This window comes from Alphaproteobacteria bacterium, from assembly GCA_016722515.1.
In the GTDB taxonomy this organism is placed as follows: Bacteria; Pseudomonadota; Alphaproteobacteria; order Rickettsiales; family JADKJE01; genus JADKJE01.
This window is the reverse complement of the sequence record JADKJE010000001.1, coordinates 114,638-135,455: the sequence shown is the minus strand read 5'-3', so window position 1 is coordinate 135,455 and position 20,818 is coordinate 114,638. Positions and strand designations below refer to the sequence as shown.

The following is a 20,818-nucleotide window of genomic DNA, read 5'->3' as shown; positions in this document are numbered from 1 at the left end:
GATAGCAAGCTATTTCTTAAAAAAAGATGAGTATGTTTAATAGATCACATCATCAGCTGTATAATAATTGGCTACTTTCCCACCTAAAATAACCATGACATAATCGCCTTGGTGTAGCCTTTCCTTGCCGGGAATATAGGTCGAAATAATTTCTCTTGAAATACGGTAAAGCCCGTCATCAAGCAAACGTGATTCATAAGCTGAGACAGTATAAGCATATTGAGTACCATCGGTATCTTCAACGATTTCAACTTCTAATCCACGTTTTTGAAAATAATAACGCGTGCTATTCTGCACAGGAGCTTCATCCGTATATTCCTGGTTTCCTGGAGTGTCTGGGATAAATCCATGCTCTGCTTGCGCATGTGTTGCCAAAAATGCAAGTAAAACAAATCCATAAAAACCAATGAGCCTATCGTAATGTTTCATTCTTATTCCAATAATGGTTCCATCCCTCGCTGCGTATCCACTCTTTCCTCATCAGTTAAAGGAATCAAGCCTTTGTCAATCAGGTAACCACTCGATCCTATGGTTTCATCACGAATCAGGAATTTAAGAAATTTTTTGAGTTCAGGTTTTTCTTCTAGGCGTGAGCGTTTGAAGTACACAAATAGTGGTCTTCCAAGCGGATAGACACCCTTGATAATATTAGCTGAGGTTGGCGCAAAGTCACCAATCTGGTGGGCGACAATTCGGCTGCGATTTTGGTCGTAATAGCTATAACCAAAGATAGCAAAAGAAGTAGGATTATTTTCAATCTTTTGGACAGCCACGTTGTCGTTTTCACCGATTTCAAGATATTTTCCATCTTCACGCAGGCTTTTACATTCACGAATACGATCATATTGTTGAGGATATTGTTGAATGGCCTCAGAGAGATAAATACAGGTTTTAGTGATCATTTGCTCAATAAACACGTCACGTGTACCAGAAGTGCTTGGTGGGCCATAGACTTTGATTGGAAGGTCAGGAAGATTTGGGTTAATTTCCTTCCAGTTCTGATAAAAGTTTTTAACCAATTTGCCTTCTTTAGGGACGCGCGCTGATAAAGCTAAAAAGAGATCGTGATTCGTAAAGGAATAAATGGACTTAGTTTGATTAGAGCTGGCAAAAATAATACCATCATAACCAATCCTGAATCCTTGAATATCTTCAACTCCGTTCTTTTTGCAGAGCATTTGTTCGCTGGGATAAATAACACGCGATGCATTAAGGATATCTGGTGAATTGGGGCCTTTTTCTTTACAGAAAATCTGAATACCACCAACCGTTCCATTATGTTCAACAATGGGAGTTCTTTCTGAGGTGGCTACATGGTAAGATTCGGAAACGCTGGAAACAAAAGGATACACCGTGGATGAGCCAACAACTCGAATGATATTTTGAGGCATAAAGCGGTAAGACCAAACGAAGGCTAGAGCACTAAATGCAATGATCAAGAAAATAACAAGCCGTTTAGAAAACATATCATCTCCTAATTGAATGGCTCTCACTCTATCACAATTTTAAACAAGGCTCAATCTTTTGAAAGGGGCTCTTTAAAGTCAGAACAGGGGTGTGATTATGTTACATTCTTAGGAAACTGTCATGAGTCAATAGGGGGGGGCGAACCTGATTCTAAGGGCTCTTATTAGGTTTAATGATCGTCCTTTACCCACCAATTTTCAAACATTTGGGGGCCCCAACCGTTGATCCACTGGTCTAGACCTTGAAGTTGGATGGGCTGATCCTGAGGGCGTTGTTCACGCATATTGCCTTCTTTGACAATTCCGTAAACATAACCACGGCAGTAATGGTAAGCCGTTTCCCAGGCACGTTGATAATTGGTGCGGTGCATGAGTGCTTCTTTTACCTGATAGTGGTAGAAGGTTTTATAAAATTCGTTTGAGAAGGTCGAAATACCACTGTTGCATCCATCTTCCCATCCTTGCTTATAGATGATATCTGCATTGCTTGGTACCTGGCTTAAAATAAAGTGGGCTGGTTTTAGGAAATCAAGCTGGTTTAACGATGTTTTAGCTGTTTCATTGGTACATGCCGCAAGTGGCAGCAAAGCAACGAAAAAAATAATTCGTAGCAAGGAGAAGAAATTGTGACGTAGGTGTAATGTCATCATCAATTCCAAAAACTCTTGATGCCGCCAAATGCGTAAGGTGTTTCGTAGTGAAGTGGAGGAGTAAACAGCAAAAAATCACCAACACCCTGGTAAAGTGGTTTTTGATTGGGGTCGGTATTTTCGGCACGGTCCCACGACTCAAACGTCCATTTATCGGTATAGTCACGACAATAACGGAAGGAATCGAACCAGGCACCGTAATAGGTGTTGTTTTCAATAAGATGCGCTTGCTGTCGGAATTTATAAAAGGTTTTATAGAAACTGTTACTAACGGAGGCTAACCCAGACTCGCAGCCATCTTTCCACCCCATATTGAACATGGGATCGGCGTTTGTAGGTGTTTTTCCTATCCACAAGGGAACAGGTTTACATGCGATTAGCTGTAAAAGGATTCCCAAACATATTAATAACCTTAACGAGGCCATGGAGATTATCTTCCTTATGCCCACGCATGGTAGCATGTATATTAAGAAAAATCAAAGTTTTTATTGACATATCCTTAAACAATTTGAGATAATAGAGGTATTAATTTGTATTTGAAGCAAATATGCAAAAGATATTACAATATTGTGACGGAATCCCTGTTATTTTCAAACGGGTGTCCGTAGGTATTCTTGTCTTAGGCATTAGTGGCTGTAATGGGCTTCATATGACGCCGGGTGTTGGTAGGCCATGGGCCTTTAATGTTAATCCGCCTCCTGGGCCACCTGAATATCAGCAAGGTTGGACGGATGGATGTGAGAGCGCTTTTTCTGGCTATGGGAGCCAATTCACCAAAGCATTTCATAGTTTACGCAAAGATGGCGCACTGATCGATAATCCTGTTTATCAACGTGTTTGGCGTGATGCTTATGATTATTGCAGGGCTTATATGAAAGCGACTCAGTTGCATGGGTATGGGAATTATAATTCTTGGTATGAATAAATGAGTTGTATTGAAGCGATCGTTTTGTGACGCGATTATCTGTTTTGCCAAATAAATTCCTCTTCTTAACATTACGTCCCATAAGAGTAAATAATTTTACTCTGGATAGAATGTTAAAATCAAAATGTAACATAAATTTTATACTCAACCTTTCGTTGCCGTGGTGGGATCGCAAAATGAATGAAGAATAACTTCACAAAAAACTTGCATCTTGCTGTGAATTGTCGATGATAGAAAGGGCAGTTGCGGGCAGTATCCCCGCCAACCCGGTCAGATCCGAAAGGAAGCAGCCGTAACGGGCCGTTATTGGGTCGCAGCTGTCCACCGTTGTCTTTTGGCATTCTATGGGAATGAACGTGTCTTCATCAGAACAAGCTTATCGCGTATTAGCCCGTAAATATCGTCCCACCACGTTTAGTGATCTCGTTGGGCAGGAGTCGATGGTGCGTACATTTGATAATGCCATTTCCCATAACCGGATTGCCCATGCGTTCCTTTTGACGGGTATTCGAGGCATTGGCAAAACCACCACTGCCAGGATTATTGCCAGGGCCCTTAACTGCATTGGTGCAAACGGGCAGGGAGGGATTACCCTTTCGCCGTGTGGGGTATGCGGTAACTGTACCTCGATTGCCGAAGACCGCCATCCCGATATTTTAGAAATGGATGCAGCGAGTCGTACTGGCGTGAATGACATACGTGAAATCATCGATAATGTCCGTTATCTGCCGACGCAGGCGCGTTATAAAATCTTTATCATCGACGAAGTGCATATGCTTTCTAACAACGCATTTAATGCCTTGTTAAAAACGCTGGAGGAGCCGCCTTCACATGTGAAGTTTATTTTTGCCACCACCGAGCTTCAAAAAATTCCAGTCACCATCTTATCGCGCTGCCAGCGTTTTGATTTGCGGCGCTTATCATCCGAAGAAATGGTCACCCATCTGGGTAATGTTGCGGCTAAAGAGCACATTACGATTAATCCAGATGCGCTGGCCTTGATAGGCCATGCCTCTGAAGGGTCAGTACGCGATGGATTATCGTTGCTTGACCAATCGATTGCGTATAGTGGTGCTGATGCTGCTATTACGGCAATGGCGGTGCGCGAAATGCTTGGCCTTGCGGATCGGGCGGTGCTCTTTGATATGCTGGAGCATCTCACCAAGGCTGAAGTACCGGAGGCTTTAAAGCTACTGGATGAATGTTATCAAAAAGGTGCTGATCCATTGTTGATCCTCAACCATATATTGGAAGTGGTGCAGTTTATTACCCGCCTTAAAGTGGTTCCTCAATTAGCCAGTGATTTTTCGGTCCCAGAAATGGAGCGTGCACGTGGCAGGATTTTAGCGGATAATTTATCAATGGCTGCTTTAACCCGCTTGTGGCAAATGTTCCTTAAAGGAATCCAGGAAGTGAAATTAGCACCCAACAGTTTTGGTGCGGTTGAAATGGTATTTGTGCGCATTGCTTATGCCTCAGACTTGCCAACGGTGGATGCCATCATTAAAGATATCAGCCAGGGTAAAGTTGTACCACTATCTGCCGAATTAAGGCCGGTTGAAAGGGAGCTGGTTCAGACTCTGCCTCAGACTCAACCTCAGACTCTGCCTCAGGCAACAAAAGCTGAGCTTCAACAGCAACCAGTGCAGCAGCAGGCTCCGGTTATTCAGCCGACGCAACCTGTTCAAACAGCTCAATCTAGTGTGCCAGTAGTTGAGCCAGCAGAGCTTCCAGAGCAACAAATGGTATCCCAAGGTGCATTTGTCGTAGCTAGCTCTGATTTGCCGCCGGAGGTTAATGAAGTTCCTGCTTACGTTGAACCTGTTGTTGAAACACACAAAGAACGTGCTCCTGTGGATCCTGTGGTTACCGCAGAAACCAAGGGAGTCCCAACTGCATTGCCTGCTGATTATCAAGCCGTATGCCAGCTTTTTAGGGAACACAGAGAAATATTATTATACAGATACTTATATGATGATGTTCATGTTGTAAATTATGAGATTGGCAAAATAGAAATCAGGCTTTCAGCCAATGCTCCCAGGGATTTAGCATCACGGATTCAAAAGAAACTGGTGGAATGGACTGGACAAGCGTGGGTGGTTCTGTTATCAGAAAGCGAGGGTCAGCCTACGCTGAAACAAGTTGATGAAGCGCAGCAGCAATCGTTATTTGATGATGCTAGGCGTTCGCCGGCTAATCAGATGATGGAGCAGTTTTTTCCTGGAGCGGAACTTAAAGATGTTGTTCCTATCCAGGAACATGCCGAAGAAAACCAATAGAATAAAACTATAAAGAGGTAATCGTATGAATATTCAACAAATGATGCGTCAGGCACAAACGATGCAGAAAAAAATTGAGGACCTAAAACAACGCATCGATGTGATGGAGTTTGAAGGCACTTCAGGCGGTGGTATGGTGAAGATAACCATCAATGGCCGAAATGATATTTTGCGTATTAACTTCGATAAAAGTGTTGTTGATCCTAGTGATCCTGATTTGCTGGCCGACTTAATCACGGCTGCCTTTAATGATGCACGCAAAAAGCTGGATGATTATTCTGCTGGTGAAATGAGTGGTATGGCTTCACAGCTTGGATTGCCTCCTGGGGTAAAATTACCTTTCTAGTTGATTGGGTTTTATACCCAATTATCTTTAACTATCGTATCTTCCATTTTTATTTAATGGTATCTATGCAATGATCAGCGGCCATGGCAGCGTTATACAGCAATTAATCCAGCATATCGGTAAATTGCCGGGCCTTGGTAACCGTTCGGCCAAGCGTATTGTGCTGCATCTGGTAAAGCATCGTGAAACCTTATTGCCGCAATTAGTGCAAACGCTTGAACAATTTGCTCAGCATATTAAAGTTTGTGATCAATGCGGCAATATTGATGAACAGGCCTTATGCGAAATATGCAGTGATGAAGGCCGTGATCGCAAATTGCTGTGTGTGGTTGAGGATGTTACTGATTTATGGGCGATGGAACGTAGTCGTGTTTATCGTGGACTCTATCATGTATTAGGCGGAACACTGTCTGCTATTGATGGGCGAGGGCCGCAACAATTACGGATCACCCAGCTGATTACGATGATAAAAGATCATCAAGTAGAAGAAGTTATTCTGGCAACCAATGCCACGATTGATGGCCAAACAACAGCGCATTATATTACAGAACAATTGAAAGAATTAGGCCTTAAACGCATCACGCGACTGGCTCAAGGAATCCCTATGGGAGGTGAGCTTGATTATTTGGATGAAGGTACCTTGAACGCGGCTATGCGCTCACGGCAGAGTTTTTTGCAACTAGAAGAATAATCTTTAACTCCAAACAGGCTTTTCTTTGAGCTTCAAGGCGATACGCATGCCTATATCCTTTGACATGAATCCGCAGCTTACCAGACTTGGTTTTTTAAGCTATGGCAGATAATATCTGGCGGTTGATATTATGCTGATTTACTCATTATCTTTTGGGTAAGGAGGGAATTCTCAATTTATTCCATACAACCTTAAGTTAATATTATTGAAATAATGTTCAATGTTTGATTTGGGTATTGAAAGTTGAAAAAATATAAGATAGTAATACTCGGTGTTGAAAATGAAAGAATGTGAATAAGGAGTAATCTAAATGCCAAGAACCCAAAGAGCTGAATCTGCACCTGTAGTAAGTGATAAGGTGATAGACTTACCTATAAAGGCACGCACTCGTTCTGAAGCCAGCGTAGAAGCAAACAATCCAGATATTCTAACTGCCGTTGCTCGTTTCAAAAATTTGGCTAAAGAAAGCTCAGGTGAAATTGAATTGCTCATTTTATTATCAGCAGCGGTGGATGCAGCTCAAAAACAGGATAGAAAGGCGTTTAAAAAGGTAAATGAGCAAATCGAGTCTCTTGGCATAAGTATTTCGGAGTTGAATGCAATTGTGGCTCCACTTTATAAAAGAGCACGAAAAAATAAAGAATCTTTGATTTTCCAGGAAATTCGTGGAAGTTTAATAAATGAACTTTCAAATAAAACCTATCCTGGATTGGGTGAACTTGTAAAACGAGGAGAGCAAGCACTGGCTCTTGCCTATGTTGATCTTTACCAGGTTGCTAAGGGAAAACCCGGGTTGCAGTTATCCCTGGGTGATTTTGTTAATCAGGCATCAGGAAAACCAGTAAATGATCTTGCATTAGAAACCATTCGTAAAACGCTCGATGCTGCTACGAAACAACGATTTGAATCTGCGCTTATGCGGGTTGCTACATTGAGCGGCCAATCAACCTCGCTCAATGAGTCTGTTCTTTTGGGAACTGCTTCTGTTCCGCTGTCTAAAGCATTGGCGACGTCGCTCTATGAAAACTTGTTATCACAAACGTTGGCAAACCAAAGAGGGGTGATTCAAGCACTTGAACGTTCGATTGCTCAGGCTATAGTCCTTGATAGCGTTGGAAAAGTGGAGGGTATTTACCCACTTAAAACAGCGCTTATTGAATATTTAAGAAGTAGTTATAAGGATAACTCTGATTTACCAACAGTTGAAACGTTAAGAGACGTACTTAAAGATCAGTCAGCAATTGGTACGGTTTCAAATGAACAATTAAAGCTGTTAATGAGCGAACGAATTTTAGAATACCCAAATGAATTCCGTTCATGGGTATTGCCTGCACGTTCTAACGTAAGGGCTAATATTGTTGCCCCTTTCTCGGATGTGATTATTGAATCCATTCTTGGAAGGCTTAGTGGTTTATGTGTTGAAGATTTTAGATTTCCATTTAAACAGACCTGGTCGGTTCAAGAGAAACAATATTTTGTTGGTCAGTTGGTAACGCAGCTTCAGGAATCTTTCAAGGAATATCCTGTTGAAATTTCAAGCTTCGTTGATCGTATTATTCATGGTTTCACGGTGATGGCTCAGAAACCAAATGCGACTGCACAGGATATGGCTGACTATATTAAAGTATTAAATAAAGGTTATCTTAATATCATGGCACAAAAATATCTTTTCTATAGTGGGAAGGTAGTGTGGAAGTCTGGTGTTTCTATTGCATCTTTAGAGGCTCACATCGCAGCGGGTGAAGATCTTGCGTCGATTATCAAACATGCACCTAAATCTAAACCATTTGAAACACCTTCTGAACTTTGGGATTTAGTGTCTGAATATTGTGAATTGAATCAAGCCCTTAAATCACCTCGTTTTGAAGCATTGCTGAACTTCAATGATGTGGATGACGATGAGTTCTTGTCATCAGACAAGACGAAGATTAACAGTCAACATAATATAGAGCATGAACGTGAATGGAATGCTTTCAATGCGTTTGTCAATAAGGATTTACAATTACAGACGATTAAAGAATTGCTTGATAAAGGATACAATGTAAATAAAGTTCTCCCGATAACAGGGGAATCGTTACTCAGCTACGCATGTCAAAAAGGTGATATTCAACTCGTAACTCTGCTTCTTCAATATTGGCCGGATGTTAATGTTTTGGATAAAACGGGACACAGTGCTCTATATTATGCAACCAAAACTCAGAACAAAGAAATTGTCGAAAAACTCTATCATTTGGGAGCTCGTTTGACTAAAACTGAGTTGAGTGATTTGAAGCAAAATATAAAGAGCGGCGATACAGAGGTGGCTCGAAGAAAAAAAGCTAAAATTGTTCCAGTTTTTGATACGCCTACAAAAATAAAAGAGAAACAATCACGATTGAAAGGTAGCGGTTCAACGTTACGTAGTTTAGATAGGAAAGATGCTATAACACGTGGAGAGCGCGAATTTTCAAGTGCAATATTTAGCAGATCTGCTGAGCTGAAGATTACACCAGAGCGTAGGGAGTATGTAAACGGGATAGATAATTTGGTTGATCGTGTAATGACATTAGGTCTTTATTTGTCTATACAACATGCCTCTGCGAGATATAAAGGTAAAGTAGACGCAATTGTACCTGCTAACGGTGTGTTGAATCAGTATATGGATATCAGTAAGACCTTAAGGCCCCTTATCGCGAATGGGATTATTTCTGGTGATCAATATATTGAATTGCTAAAATCTTCTTTCAAAATGACAGAAAGCAGCGATGGTAAGAGTGTCTCTTATGAATTAGACCAAAAATCACTGCTGGGAGGTTTGATCAAGATTACGGGACAGCCAAAGGCGGATAATACCGCACCAGTGAAACGAGCTGCTGACGCGTCTTCTCAGAAAGAATCTAAGCAACGTTCTCCATCAACGACATTTGGCGAATTTACCAAAAGGCTTGTAAACGAAGTAACTCGAAGGACTTCTGCCGCGCGTATGTAATTAAGAATTATCCTACATAAGCGCCATGCTCCTGCTGTTTGCATTGGTGTAGAGTATGTTTTTTAAGTGATGTAGGACCAAATCCACGATTTTTAGATGAGCGCTCGCCTACGGCTGACCACTCATCTAAAAATCGAGAAGGACGCACAAAAACTCCGATTGCCAACATAGGGAATAAACCCTCTCTGAGAGGCTTGGGAAATAAAATCACGCTGTTTCTGGAGATCTCCTGCCTTTGTCAATGGGACACCAGAAACGAGACATTAGCGATCAATCAACTTTTTTGATCTGCACATACAGCAAGGAGGATTTCTATAAAACTATTGATAACTATAACCCAACACCACCTAAAAAACTCAATTGGATTACTCTAAGGGAGGCATTCATAATAAATGTTAGAAGTTTGCACTTCAAACTTAATTTTAGCATAATGATGCATATGCTATACTTTATAAGTATTCATTATTAGGATTTTTTTATGAAAGAAAGCGGGATTTTTAAATTAAAATATTTTCTAGACGTTCATTATGGTTTCTTGATAGAGTCAATTGACACAGAATATAATAATCAATTTGGCTATATAGAGCTTACTGCAGAACAGGTCGCTAAGAAAAAGCAGTTTAAAGATTATTTAAAGAATAATTTCTATTCTGATATAGAAGAATATTTTGAAAGAGAAATCAATGGGTTCTCAGAAGAAGATTACCTCAAAAGACAATCAGAATGGTTAAAACCTTTTTTAGAGCAAGAAATTATTAAAAATACAATAGAGCTAGTAAGAAACGATAAGAGCGATAATAATGATATCGATTTTCACCTTAATTCATTAATGAATTCGATAAAAGAAGAGAAATATATTAATAATTTAGTTCATAATCTTTATAATACTGCTGAACATGAGCAGTATCTTAATATGGTGTTTCCAAGCGTACCAAATTTACCAAGAAGCAAGAAGGAGCTGATAATTGCACACTTAATAAAGACTTCATTAGATCAGCTGGCACCTGATTTGCATAACTCCATGCCCGATTTTAAAGAAAAAATCAGCAACCAACTGGATTTTCTTGAAAGAAGTACCGGTTCAGAAAAAAATGAAAATAATTCTCTTGCTAATTTATTGAGTCATCAAGCCCAATCTTCTTCGTTTAGTAGATTTTATAATGATTTTGATATCCAGCCCTTTTCTATTAGCCCAGATTCAAGCCTGGAAGAAAGTTTGAAAGAAATAAGCAAATCCTTAGAAAGGAAAGGGTTAAGTATAACCTTTTTGGATCCAATCATACCAAGCAATGACGGTGATAGCAAAGCGAAATTGCGTATTGAGTGCGAACTAGATAAATCTCAAATAAAAAAAATCGATTCCACAAACATATCCTCCAGACAATTAAATATTATAAACAATAATTTTGAAAACACATTGGAAATACTAAAGGATGTGTACAAAAGTAGCTCAAACTGTAATAGCCATATATCAAAACTACATAGCTTCGACCGATCCATTACTGTAAGCAATATGGTACAATTCTTACTTCTCAATAGATTAGTCTTTTGCAAATACATGGCTAATAAATTGAGCCAATTTGAGAAAAACATCATTACTTTCAAAGAGTTAATTCGCTCTCTTACAGAGGCCAGGCGTCAAATGGCTATGTTTTCAACATGTTTTGATGTACGAGTGGCAGGTGAGCAACGTACAGACCGACTTATAAAAATTGAGGAAAGCATATATTTATGTGCTAGGGATTCGATTGGTTTATGTGATGATTTATTAATTGAAGCATATCAATATCATATAAACAATGATGTTTCAGTCAATGAAGAGAAAAACGAAATTGAAAAATTATTTCAAATGTCATGGTCACTCCATGAGAGCTTTAGGAATAATAGGCGAACATATGGAAATAAGCACTATTCAGATGATATAAAATTTTATAATACTTATTTGTTAAAACAGCTTATTGTTTCAAATTCAGGAGCGATTCAATATTGCACGGTTGCAGATGCAGGGCAAGCTAGCTATGATTTAAAAAGAATATTTAATTCTAAGCAGTTAGCAAAACGTGAGGCAAAAAGGAAAGTTCAGCTTGCATCTCAACCGTTAGTAATCCTAAACACATCGCAAGAAAAAGACCTACCTGATCTTGAACAACAGCGAAATTCGAAACAGCAGGATATTCCTTCGAATGCATCGGCGATATCTATAACTAGCAATTTTGACTCCCAAGTGCCTACTTCTTTGCCCAATCGCATTGCTTCAGAAACGAAAACAAGCCAGCAGAGAAATCTCAAAAAAACGAATGCTAAACAAAAAAATGCGTCCGTGCTTAGAATAGTTACCCCGCAAGGAAAAACTGAGAAATACTCGTCTCATGTAGCAAAAGTCAAGCAACCCCCCTCCCGAACGTTGTTGCAATCTAACTTAATAACAGAGGAATCGTTTACAGAAAGAGTATTAAAGGAGCGAAGAATACAAACTATTAGAGATATATTTTCTAACGATCGGTTCCATACTGTAAAGTACAAGGAAATTGTGGAATTATGGAAGTTCCTTAATGGAAAAAATTCTGTTATACAGGATGGAACATCACATTTAGTATTTCTCAATAAATCTGGGGAAGCAGTAGGCTGGCCATTTAGACCTCATGGTGGTAAAACTACATTTGGTAAAAAAACGATTAACGAAATTCGTTCTGCATTTGATCAGATTGGATTTGGCCAAGAGTATCTCAAGACAATAGATGGTCTCTCGCAAAATAAGATACCGTGCCACTCCAAAATTGCATCATAAAAAAGAGAAACTTCTGACCCATGGGTTATCCTTGTTGTGCAAGCATTTATGGAGGATAACCCATTTCTCGTATACACATACAACCAGCGAGAGTCAATGACTGTGTAGTCAAGTGGGATTGGCGGCTAGGTGTTATTGAGCCCGGAAGCTGAATGGGGCTTCGAGGATGGTTGCTTACTCCTTGGAGGGTACGAAACCATCCTACTTACACTTCACATCAATAAACTTATTTAAACTTCGATTGCCCACATACGGAATAAATCCTTTTTCTTTCGCTTTAGCAATAAACTCGCATTGTTTTTGATGGTCTGTGGGATAATCGATCAGTAGGACCATTTTTCCTGCTGCATAGGCTTTATTTAATAAACCAACATCCCAGGCGTTGGTGTCGTTTGGGACGGGGCGGTTATCAAAGCTGTACCAGGTTTCTTCTTTGCCTACGCCGTCTATATGGCTAAGGTATTTCGGGTTATCCAGTAAGCCTAGGCCGTTTTGAGGAATGATTTTGAAATCCGGGTTGGCTTGTTTGGCGTGCTTAGAGATTAGGGAAACAAAATCAACCATTTCCTGCGCAGCTTCTTTGCGGCCTTTTTGTTCGTAATATTCAAAGGCGTCGATAATATCTAAATAGACACCATCATAGCCAAGATCAACCAGTTCCTGCAGCCGTTTAAAGATAATATCCTGCCACTCTTTATCCCAGTAGCGTACTTTGAAATTACCTTTCCATTCGGGGTTTTCTTTATCCAGGAAAGGAGGATGTTTACGTTTCCACGATTTTTTCCAGTAGCTGCGGTAATTCTCTGCTTCGCCGATACTTAAATAGCTGTAGATTTTTTTGCCGCTGCCTTTGATACGCTGAATTTGTTCGTGGGTGAGGTTGGAGTCATCGGCATCGATAATGATTAAATCGCTGCTTACGTCATTGATCTGCTCGTAATGTTGGTTTTGCAGGGCAATTGAAAAACTATGGATGGAATCATACCAATGATGGGGCGTGGCGATTTCCTTTTTTAATTCTTCTTTGCAGGATGTAAGTGAGACTAGCGATAAGGCGCTAAGCGACAGCAAAAGCCAGGTGTATGATCGAATCCCCATGAATATTTCCCCCCATTCATGTTATAACGAAAAAATGTGTATTAAGGATAAAGGCGGCTTACGGACCAGTTTCCTTCGCGAAGCTGATAAAGGATTCGTGTATGTAAGCGAAATTCGCCCTCTTTCCAAAATTCAATATGATTAGGAATTAACCGAAACCCGCCCCAAAATGGTGGGCGAGGGATTGGACCTTCGCCAAACTGGGTTTTAAATATTTCCAGGCGTTTTACCAAATCATCCGGTGTACCTAGTGGCGCTGATTGATGAGATGCCCAGGCACCTAATTGGCTCCCGCGCGGGCGGCTTGAAAAATAATCATCGGATTCTTTGTCTGATGCCGCTTCAATATGCCCTTCAATGCGGATTTGTTTCCCCAGTTCTTCCCAGTAAAAACACAAAGCTGCGTAAGGGTTTTCGATAAGTTCATGCCCCTTGCGGCTGGTAAAGTTAGTGAAGAAACAATAGCCGTTTTCATCGGCGTGTTTTAGGAGGACGATCCGCGCTGAAGGCCTTCCTTCCTTATTGGCGGTTGCCAGTGTAACAGCATTATTATCTTTGCGATCAAGCTTAAGGGCTTGAGCGTACCAGTCTTGAAAAGTATCCAAAGGATTATCGTGAATGATTGCCACGGTAGATTACCATATTATTTTCGGTTTCATGAAGCTTCACTTCATATAGTAGCTCAAAAGGAATGCGCTGTGCAATCCAATTCCAGATGATAATGGCAATATTTTCACTCGTGGGGTTTAAATCCTTAAAGGCATTGACATCCAGGTTTAGGTGTTTATGGTCGAGTTTTGATAAAACCGTTTCTTCAATAATCTGTTCTAAGTCTTTGACATTCATCACAAATCCGGTGTCTGGATTGACCGGCCCGTAGAGGGTGACTTCCAGCACATAGTTATGCCCGTGACCGTTTGGGTTATTGCATTTACCAAAGATAGCAAGGTTTTCTTCCTGTGATAAAAGCGCGTTATGCAAGCGGTGCGATGCACAAAAGGTTGCACGGCGCGAAATATAAACCGAAGGTGGAGAAGAGTTATTAGTCGCCATTGCAAAAAACCGGGATAATGCTGCCATTGATAATCCGCGACTGGTTTTCATCAGCCAGGAATAAAATGATTTTAGCGATGTCGAGTGGGGTTGTCGAGGTTTTTAGGCCGGCTGCTGCTTTTTGGAGCATCTCAGTATCCACCGCACCTGGAGCAATAGCATTGACGCGGATGCCATGTTCTATCCCTTCCACCGCGAGGGATTCGGTTAATCCGCATATGGCAAATTTACTGACGGTATAAGGAGAAAACCCTGGAAATTTTTGAATATTGGGAATGCCGGCAAGCGAGCTGATATTGATAATAGACCCACCTTGTTTATGGCGGATCATTTGATCAAACGCCAGTTTAGAATAAATAACAGCGCCGCGGATATTGGTTTTTATCACATCGTCCCAATCCTGCATGGCCATGTCTTTAAAGGAGGTATTGCTGATAATAGCAGCGTTATTGACTAAGATCGATACAGGGCCAAATATTTCTTCACAGGATTTAAAAACAGTTCTTGCAGCCTCTTCATCGCTAACATCGGCATGAAGATGGCGGATGCGTGTTGCATATTCATCGGAAAAGGAAAGGGGAACGGAATGGCTGCTAGTGGTGACCACCTTAGCTCCACGCGCAGCAAATAACTCAGCCGTAGCCCGCCCAATCCCGCGGCTACCACCGGTGATGAGGACTACTTTATCGGTGAAGGTAAATTCAGGGTGGCTCATGGAGGTAAACTTATAGAAAATGGTGGGGTTGGTCAAGGGGAGATGGAAGTGAACAGTTGATGATATCATCGGTATTAAACTTCAGCCCGTCTCCACAAGCCCCGTCATCCCCAGTCCACTTCTTAATAACTTTATATCAATATTCGTTAAATACAGAATGAATAGTATTGAGAAGAAGCTGGCTTGTTATATTATATACTATGGCCGTCTTTGGCTTTGTTTACCTGAGTATTAAGAAATTTGGTAAATTTTCCTCGGGGGGCTCCATGTTTGCTGTTAATGGCGTTGAGGGCATGTTCTTGAAATTTTTGATGATCACCCTTTTCGTTAGCCATACTTGCTAAAATACTATTGGCATAAGAATATTCGGAGGCCTTCATTTTGCTACCATGAAAGTGAGGATTGGCTTGAATGTCGAAGCCCTCTTTGTGTTCTGGATTAGCAAAAGGTGCTAGTAATTCTTTAGCCTTGTCTAGGTTCTTAACCTTTCGATCTTTAGAACCGTAATAAAGGGCACCAAGATTAAATTGAGCTTTCATATTATCCGAATTACAAACAAGAGCTTGTTCCAGGAGTTTTTGTTTCAATTGATCCGGCGTAGATTTAACCCATTCTTTATAGAGTTTAGGTTTTTCATCTTGACTAATATCATTCTTATTATTCGATATATAGTTATCAAAAATAGTCTTTTTTTGTTTTGAAGATAATTGGCCATTTCCAGCTATGACAGCCAGGTTTAAATAAGCATTTGACTTACTTGTATTGACAGTTAATTCTTGCTCTCTGGTAATAGAGGCATCAATTCCCGCATGTTCGTGAAAATGGAAGGATTGATCACCTTTTTTCAAAACATTGACACCATACGATTCATTCATTTGAATCAATTCAATAAATTTATCAGCAGCTTTATGGTGTTTACCTTGCTGGTCATAAATATGCGCCATGTTATGTTTTGCACGAAAATGGCTACCGAGCAAATGGTTATCAGCTTTTTGATAATGGGTCAGTGCTTGTGAGTAGTTACCGCGTGAATGTTCTAAATACCCGAGGTAGAATTGGCTTTCAGCCATTTCCCTATAAAATGTGGTTCCCGATTGTTTAAGCGAATCATGTAGTTCAGTGATTGTTTTTATTTGTTGACTGATGAATTGATTACTAGGTATTCCCTTTTGCTCTTCATCTTGTAATTTCTTATGTTCTGTCCGGATAATTTCTTTAGCATCCTCGGTTATCACGGATTGAATGGTATTGATTTTATCATATTGATTTACAATTTTATTTTTCCCTTTTCCTTGATATCTATCCTGAACGATAAAGGATGAATGCTTATTAAATTGTTCTGCATAAGGTCTATTGTATGTCTTGTCATCATTCCGAGAGTCAAGATGAGCAAAGGGTTCTAGTAATTTTTTAGCAGCGCTACGGTCTTTAACCTTTGAGTCTTTAGATGCGTAATGAAGGATGTCAAGTTCAAATTGAGCTTTCTTGCTATCAGGATTATGAATAAGGGCTTTGTCCAGGAGTTTTTCTTTCAATTGATCTGGTGTAAATTTAACCCATTCTTTATTGAGTTGGCGTTGTTGATTCTTATCAATTAACTCATCATTATTTAACCATAAGTAGTTAGTAAAGATCGCCTTTTTTTGTTTTGAAGTTAATTGATTGTTTCCTGCTAAAATTGACAGGTCAAAGTAGGCTTTTGAGATTTCACTCGAGCGCGATTTAGAAGGCTGTCCATCATTCTGTTGACGGGCAATCAATTTTATAAATTGGTCAGTTTCACTCTTCTCATAACCTCTTCCTCTAACTTGAGGATCTTTAGATTTGTGATATAGGATACCGAGATTTATCCGTGCTTTCAGATTGTCGGGATTGTTAAGGAGTGCTTCTTTAAAGAGCATTTCCTGCAATTGGTCGGTTGTAAGCAGCTCATTTTTGTCAAAATACCTATCGACAGTCCATATGACGTGGTCTAGAATAGCCTTTTTCTGTTTTGAAGATAATTGGCCACTTCCTGCTAAAAGAGCCAAGTTGGAATAGGCATTTGATTCTTTTGTGTTAATTCCACTTTCAGAGAGGGGATTTTTATTGACCAAAAGTTTGCTATCTTGAATCAATTTTATATAACGATCAGCGTCATTAATGGCTTTTTTCTTAGTTTGATGACCTCCATCCAGAGAGACAGCGGATAAAGGTTTATTAAGATCTTTAAAAGAAAATTTATCTTTTTTTACGTCAAATAAATTATCTTTCATTTTAGATACAGCTAAAATTTTCTGATCATAATTTTCCATGACATTTGCTTGAGACTTACGCTCGCTTATGAGTTTCTTCGTATTCTCTTTAATCGATTCTAAAGCTATCTTAGTCGATGTTTTTCTTAAAAAACTATGCTTAAACATCTCAGAAATTTTTGGTTCACTTTCAAGATTAACCTTGTCACTGTAATTCATTAAGTGGTCAAGATCTTCTTTCAGACCCTCTTGAGTTAAGTTATAGTGGCCAAGTTGTGTTTTAGATGAACTCTCGAACGATACGTTAGTATGTTTCTTGATGGCTACTTTAAGTAGTTGATAGTCAATAACTTGATCTTTAGAATCAACAATGTATGTCTCAATAATATTAACAAATTCATTCCACGAATCCAGAGGATTACCAGAAGGTGATTTATAAACCATCCGCTTTTCATCGCTAGAATCAATTTTGTGAGTAAGTCGCTCCTCGTTAATTTTTTCCTGTACCGCATTTCTAATGAAATCGGAAAGGGTTATAGGTCTACCGCTTTTTGTATCTTCAAATAAAATTGCATCGCCAGGCATACGCTTATCCTTGTTTCGGGGAGCTCCCTCTTATTGTCTCTTCATCAGGGCTCGCTCGATACTATAATACAGTATACATTAAAATTATTAACTTATTGTGATTATATGTATAATTTAAGTGTTGATATTTAAAAAAATATTAATTTTTAATTGGGATTTGTGATATTTTATTAGAAATGTTATAAAAATATCATTTTTAGATGATTATCAATTAATAATTCATTATTGTATACGGATTAGAGTCGTTCATTAGTTATACTTGATAATAAATAATCTCTAAAGACAGCGGTAATAACGAAAATTCTGGTGTTTCTCAAAGGGAGGCAATCAGAATATGCAGCGTCCCTCATGGTGGGAACATGTCATGATTATGAACAAGTAGAGGCTCTTAAAGAGGAATGTGCTAAAAAGCAGGCCGCATTCGCAAAACACGGGTGTCCAATGGGGTGATAACCGAACGATGTAAATATGACGTATTTGTTATGGTGATATCATGCTTTTTTGATAAAAGGCTCTGCTTAACTGAGATTACCGGCGCTTTTTAGTCTTAATTCTTGCCATCATCAAATGCCAGATGGAGAGGAACGGATAGAGAATAAGCGCGTAGAAAGGCCCTAATACAATAGGCACCCAGTGCAGATGGACATCGCCGCTGAATTTCAAAATGACGGTAAACGTCATCATGGCGATCATCACAAGGGAAGCATACATACCATAGCGGGGGTTACGGTAGAAAAACCCAACAATCATGCATAGAATGGGCCATACATACCATGCTGAATTGATGATATCGGCATACGGATTGAGCATTTCCATAAATTTTCCTCTTTAATCCTATCCCTATTTCTCACTATTATAGGTTTAAATGATTGAAAATTAGTAAAATTTAGAGGATAATGCCGCCCCTATGCATTTTATTGATGAAGTTAAAATTTACGCTAAAGGTGGTGACGGTGGAAATGGCTGCGTAAGCTTTCGCCGTGAGGCCAATGTTCCATTCGGTGGCCCTAATGGGGGTGATGGTGGTCGGGGAGGCAACGTAATTATACGGGCTATCCCGGGTTTAAATACCCTTATTGATTACCGTTACAAGCAGCATTTTAAAGCACAAACCGGTGAGCATGGGAAGGGTAAGGACCGTTACGGTGTTTCTTCCGATGATATGGTTCTCCAGGTTCCTGTTGGTACCCAGATTTTTGCCGAGGATGGCGAAACCCTGGTTGCGGATATGATGGAAGTTGGCCAGGAAATCATTATTGCCAGAGGTGGTAAGGGCGGTTTGGGTAATATTCACTTTAAAAGTTCTATTAACCGTGCGCCCCGCAAAGCGACAACGGGTGAAGCGGGCGATGAATGTTGGGTATGGATGCGTTTAAAATTATTATCCGATGCCGGGTTGGTTGGGTTACCGAATGCAGGTAAATCCACCTTCTTAAGCCGCGTGACCCGTGCCAAACCAAAAATCGCCAATTATCCATTTACAACCTTAAAGCCGCAATTAGGTGTTGCCTATATTGATGACCACGAATTTGTGATTGCCGATATCCCAGGACTCATTGAGGGGGCTCATGAAGGGGTAGGGCTTGGTATCCGCTTTTTGAAACATATAGAACGCTGCGGTGTTATTATCCATTTGGTGGATGGTTTTGCCGAAGATGTGGTCCATAGTTATGAAACAGTGCGCCATGAACTTTTATCTTACAGTGAATTGCTGGAGGGAAAAGTTGAGGTGGTCGTTTTAAATAAATGCGATTTGCTGAGTGACGAAGAGATTGCATCTAAAAAAGCAGCTCTTGAAACGATCTCTGGTGCTAAGGTCTTTATCGGTTCAACCGCAACTGGCACTGGTTTGGAAGAGGTTCTGCGTGAGCTTTATCGCCATATTGTGTTGTTTAGGGAAAAAGAAAATTTACCGACTACACCGATGGTTTATGATCCTTTCTCTGAGATTGAATATAATAAAGCCAAAAACTCACAACGCTGGGACAATGAAGATTAATCGGAGTTGATGGTTTATGTCTCTTTCGCCTATTCATATTGGTTCGGTTAGCATTGAAAATCCTGTATTCTTGGCGCCGATGTCTGGTGTTACCGATGTCCCCTTTCGTCGGGTCGTTGAACAATTCGGTGTAGGTATGTTGGTATCTGAAATGATTGCTAGCAGAGCCATGATCCTGCAAACGCGCCAATCCTTGCTAAAAGCTGAAAGTACTGGCTCTACGGTTACTTCTGTTCAGTTGGCTGGATGTGAACCAGATGTAATGGCAGAAGCCGCCAAGCTGAATGAAGATCGAGGTGCTAAAATCATTGATATTAACTTTGGCTGTCCTGTTAAAAAAGTGGTCAATGGCTATGCTGGCTCTGCGTTGATGAAAGATGAACCCCTGGCTACTAAAATTATGGAAGCCACGGTAAAGGCAGTTGATGTACCGGTAACGGTTAAAATGCGCCTGGGTTGGGACCATGTTCATCTTAATGCGCCTCAACTTGCAAAGAGGGCAGAAGAAGTTGGTGTTAAAATGCTGACCGTGCATGGTCGTACCCGTTGCCAGATGTATAAAGGCAGTGCCGATTGGGAAGCAGTAAGAAAAGTGAAAGAAGCCGTTTCAATCCCGGTTATCGTCAATGGCGATATCACTAGCCTTGATGATGTGGATGAAGCCATACGGTTATCTGGCGCCGATGGGGTCATGATAGGCCGAGGCTGTTATGGCAGGCCGTGGTTTTTACAGCAAGTGATCCATTACCTTAAAACGGGTGAACGTATACAGGATCCTTCTTTGGAAACGCAATATGCTGCTATTACGGCGCATTATGAAGAGATGATTGAATTCTATGGAATTCAGACAGGGATGATGCTTGCACGTAAGCATGTTGGGTGGTATTGTTCCGGGCTTCCCGGTTCATGCGAATTTCGCAACCGGGTTAATCAAGTGACTGATTTGCAACAAATCAGGGACATGGTTGAAGCTTTTTATACGCCACTCATTTTACAGCAGCAAGCGATCGCTGCCTAGATC

Annotated in this window: 18 protein-coding genes and 1 other RNA gene; 9 read left to right on the top strand and 10 right to left on the bottom strand. The window is 40.3% G+C overall.

Going from position 1 to position 20,818, the window contains the following annotated elements; translation table 11 throughout:
- Positions 1-36: 36 nt before the first annotated feature.
- The 4 genes from IPP74_00560 to IPP74_00545 all read right to left on the bottom strand — a co-directional run bounded on the left by IPP74_00560 (position 37) and on the right by IPP74_00545 (position 2,541).
- The gene (locus tag IPP74_00560; protein MBL0317794.1) at positions 37-429 is read right to left on the bottom strand and encodes a hypothetical protein; all 393 of its coding nucleotides are present in this window, start codon (positions 427-429) and stop codon (positions 37-39) included.
- Positions 430-431: 2 nt separating this feature from the next.
- Positions 432-1,466, bottom strand: coding sequence for a substrate-binding domain-containing protein (locus tag IPP74_00555; GenBank protein MBL0317793.1), 1,035 nt, complete (start codon positions 1,464-1,466; stop codon positions 432-434).
- Positions 1,467-1,636: 170 nt separating this feature from the next.
- Positions 1,637-2,116 carry a hypothetical protein gene (locus IPP74_00550; GenBank protein MBL0317792.1) on the bottom strand — a complete coding sequence of 160 codons (480 nt, stop codon included), beginning with the start codon at positions 2,114-2,116 and terminating at the stop codon, positions 1,637-1,639.
- The gene (locus tag IPP74_00545; protein MBL0317791.1) at positions 2,116-2,541 is read right to left on the bottom strand and encodes a hypothetical protein; all 426 of its coding nucleotides are present in this window, start codon (positions 2,539-2,541) and stop codon (positions 2,116-2,118) included. The genes IPP74_00550 and IPP74_00545 overlap by 1 nt, the downstream gene beginning before the upstream one ends.
- A gap of 122 nt (positions 2,542-2,663) precedes the next feature.
- Between IPP74_00545 and IPP74_00540 the strand changes: the two genes are divergently transcribed.
- The 7 genes from IPP74_00540 (at position 2,664) to IPP74_00510 (ending at position 12,113) form a co-directional block, all read left to right on the top strand.
- Positions 2,664-3,041 carry a hypothetical protein gene (locus IPP74_00540; GenBank protein ID MBL0317790.1) on the top strand — a complete coding sequence of 126 codons (378 nt, stop codon included), beginning with the start codon at positions 2,664-2,666 and terminating at the stop codon, positions 3,039-3,041.
- 234 nt (positions 3,042-3,275) lie between these two features.
- Positions 3,276-3,370: signal recognition particle sRNA small type (gene ffs / locus IPP74_00535), an RNA gene on the top strand.
- A gap of 27 nt (positions 3,371-3,397) precedes the next feature.
- Complete coding sequence (locus IPP74_00530) at positions 3,398-5,320, top strand: DNA polymerase III subunit gamma/tau (protein ID MBL0317789.1); 1,923 nt, start codon at positions 3,398-3,400, stop codon at positions 5,318-5,320.
- 25 nt (positions 5,321-5,345) lie between these two features.
- Positions 5,346-5,666 carry a YbaB/EbfC family nucleoid-associated protein gene (locus tag IPP74_00525; GenBank protein MBL0317788.1) on the top strand — a complete coding sequence of 107 codons (321 nt, stop codon included), beginning with the start codon at positions 5,346-5,348 and terminating at the stop codon, positions 5,664-5,666.
- Positions 5,667-5,736: 70 nt separating this feature from the next.
- Complete coding sequence (recR, locus tag IPP74_00520) at positions 5,737-6,357, top strand: recombination protein RecR (GenBank protein MBL0317787.1); 621 nt, start codon at positions 5,737-5,739, stop codon at positions 6,355-6,357.
- 310 nt (positions 6,358-6,667) lie between these two features.
- A complete protein-coding gene (locus tag IPP74_00515; GenBank protein ID MBL0317786.1) occupies positions 6,668-9,325 on the top strand; it encodes an ankyrin repeat domain-containing protein in 2,658 nt (885 codons plus the stop codon).
- Positions 9,326-9,803: 478 nt separating this feature from the next.
- Entirely contained in the window at positions 9,804-12,113 is a 2,310-nt protein-coding gene (locus tag IPP74_00510; GenBank protein MBL0317785.1) for a hypothetical protein, read from the top strand.
- Between the two features lie 201 nt (positions 12,114-12,314).
- On the opposite strand, the gene IPP74_00505 is transcribed toward IPP74_00510, so the two are convergent.
- The 6 genes from IPP74_00505 to IPP74_00480 form a co-directional block, all read right to left on the bottom strand.
- The gene (locus tag IPP74_00505) at positions 12,315-13,211 is read right to left on the bottom strand and encodes an endo alpha-1,4 polygalactosaminidase (GenBank protein ID MBL0317784.1); all 897 of its coding nucleotides are present in this window, start codon (positions 13,209-13,211) and stop codon (positions 12,315-12,317) included.
- Positions 13,212-13,252: 41 nt separating this feature from the next.
- Complete coding sequence (pdxH, locus tag IPP74_00500) at positions 13,253-13,840, bottom strand: pyridoxamine 5'-phosphate oxidase (protein MBL0317783.1); 588 nt, start codon at positions 13,838-13,840, stop codon at positions 13,253-13,255.
- On the bottom strand, positions 13,821-14,264 hold the full coding sequence (locus IPP74_00495; GenBank protein ID MBL0317782.1) for a 6-carboxytetrahydropterin synthase: 444 nt from the start codon (positions 14,262-14,264) through the stop codon (positions 13,821-13,823). Before IPP74_00495 ends, pdxH begins: the two co-directional genes overlap by 20 nt.
- Complete coding sequence (locus tag IPP74_00490; protein MBL0317781.1) at positions 14,254-14,979, bottom strand: SDR family oxidoreductase; 726 nt, start codon at positions 14,977-14,979, stop codon at positions 14,254-14,256. Before IPP74_00490 ends, IPP74_00495 begins: the two co-directional genes overlap by 11 nt.
- 191 nt (positions 14,980-15,170) lie before the next feature.
- On the bottom strand, positions 15,171-17,798 hold the full coding sequence (locus tag IPP74_00485; GenBank protein ID MBL0317780.1) for a hypothetical protein: 2,628 nt from the start codon (positions 17,796-17,798) through the stop codon (positions 15,171-15,173).
- A gap of 528 nt (positions 17,799-18,326) precedes the next feature.
- Positions 18,327-18,614, bottom strand: a complete 288-nt coding sequence (locus IPP74_00480; protein MBL0317779.1) for a hypothetical protein — start codon at positions 18,612-18,614, stop codon at positions 18,327-18,329.
- Between the two features lie 91 nt (positions 18,615-18,705).
- On the opposite strand from IPP74_00480, the gene obgE reads away from it, so the two are divergent.
- Positions 18,706-19,797 (top strand): GTPase ObgE, encoded by a 1,092-nt coding sequence (gene obgE / locus IPP74_00475; protein ID MBL0317778.1) that lies wholly within the window; start codon positions 18,706-18,708, stop codon positions 19,795-19,797.
- Positions 19,798-19,813: 16 nt separating this feature from the next.
- Complete coding sequence (gene dusB / locus IPP74_00470; protein ID MBL0317777.1) at positions 19,814-20,815, top strand: tRNA dihydrouridine synthase DusB; 1,002 nt, start codon at positions 19,814-19,816, stop codon at positions 20,813-20,815.
- Positions 20,816-20,818: the final 3 nt, after the last annotated feature.

Excerpts from the sequence above, each read along its gene's own strand:
- dusB (MBL0317777.1), top strand. The coding sequence starts at position 19,814 with ATGTCTCTTTCGCCTATTCATATTGGTTCGGTTAGCATTGAAAATCCT.
- IPP74_00560 (MBL0317794.1), bottom strand. The coding sequence starts at position 429 with ATGAAACATTACGATAGGCTCATTGGTTTTTATGGATTTGTTTTACTT.
- IPP74_00480 (MBL0317779.1), bottom strand. The coding sequence starts at position 18,614 with ATGGAAATGCTCAATCCGTATGCCGATATCATCAATTCAGCATGGTAT.
- IPP74_00515 (MBL0317786.1), top strand. The coding sequence starts at position 6,668 with ATGCCAAGAACCCAAAGAGCTGAATCTGCACCTGTAGTAAGTGATAAG.
- obgE (MBL0317778.1), top strand. The coding sequence starts at position 18,706 with ATGCATTTTATTGATGAAGTTAAAATTTACGCTAAAGGTGGTGACGGT.
- IPP74_00485 (MBL0317780.1), bottom strand. The coding sequence starts at position 17,798 with ATGCCTGGCGATGCAATTTTATTTGAAGATACAAAAAGCGGTAGACCT.
- IPP74_00555 (MBL0317793.1), bottom strand. The coding sequence starts at position 1,466 with ATGTTTTCTAAACGGCTTGTTATTTTCTTGATCATTGCATTTAGTGCT.
- IPP74_00505 (MBL0317784.1), bottom strand. The coding sequence starts at position 13,211 with ATGGGGATTCGATCATACACCTGGCTTTTGCTGTCGCTTAGCGCCTTA.
- IPP74_00525 (MBL0317788.1), top strand. The coding sequence starts at position 5,346 with ATGAATATTCAACAAATGATGCGTCAGGCACAAACGATGCAGAAAAAA.
- IPP74_00545 (MBL0317791.1), bottom strand. The coding sequence starts at position 2,541 with ATGGCCTCGTTAAGGTTATTAATATGTTTGGGAATCCTTTTACAGCTA.
- IPP74_00540 (MBL0317790.1), top strand. The coding sequence starts at position 2,664 with ATGCAAAAGATATTACAATATTGTGACGGAATCCCTGTTATTTTCAAA.
- IPP74_00495 (MBL0317782.1), bottom strand. The coding sequence starts at position 14,264 with ATGGCGACTAATAACTCTTCTCCACCTTCGGTTTATATTTCGCGCCGT.
- IPP74_00510 (MBL0317785.1), top strand. The coding sequence starts at position 9,804 with ATGAAAGAAAGCGGGATTTTTAAATTAAAATATTTTCTAGACGTTCAT.
- IPP74_00550 (MBL0317792.1), bottom strand. The coding sequence starts at position 2,116 with ATGATGACATTACACCTACGTCACAATTTCTTCTCCTTGCTACGAATT.
- IPP74_00490 (MBL0317781.1), bottom strand. The coding sequence starts at position 14,979 with ATGAGCCACCCTGAATTTACCTTCACCGATAAAGTAGTCCTCATCACC.
- recR (MBL0317787.1), top strand. The coding sequence starts at position 5,737 with ATGATCAGCGGCCATGGCAGCGTTATACAGCAATTAATCCAGCATATC.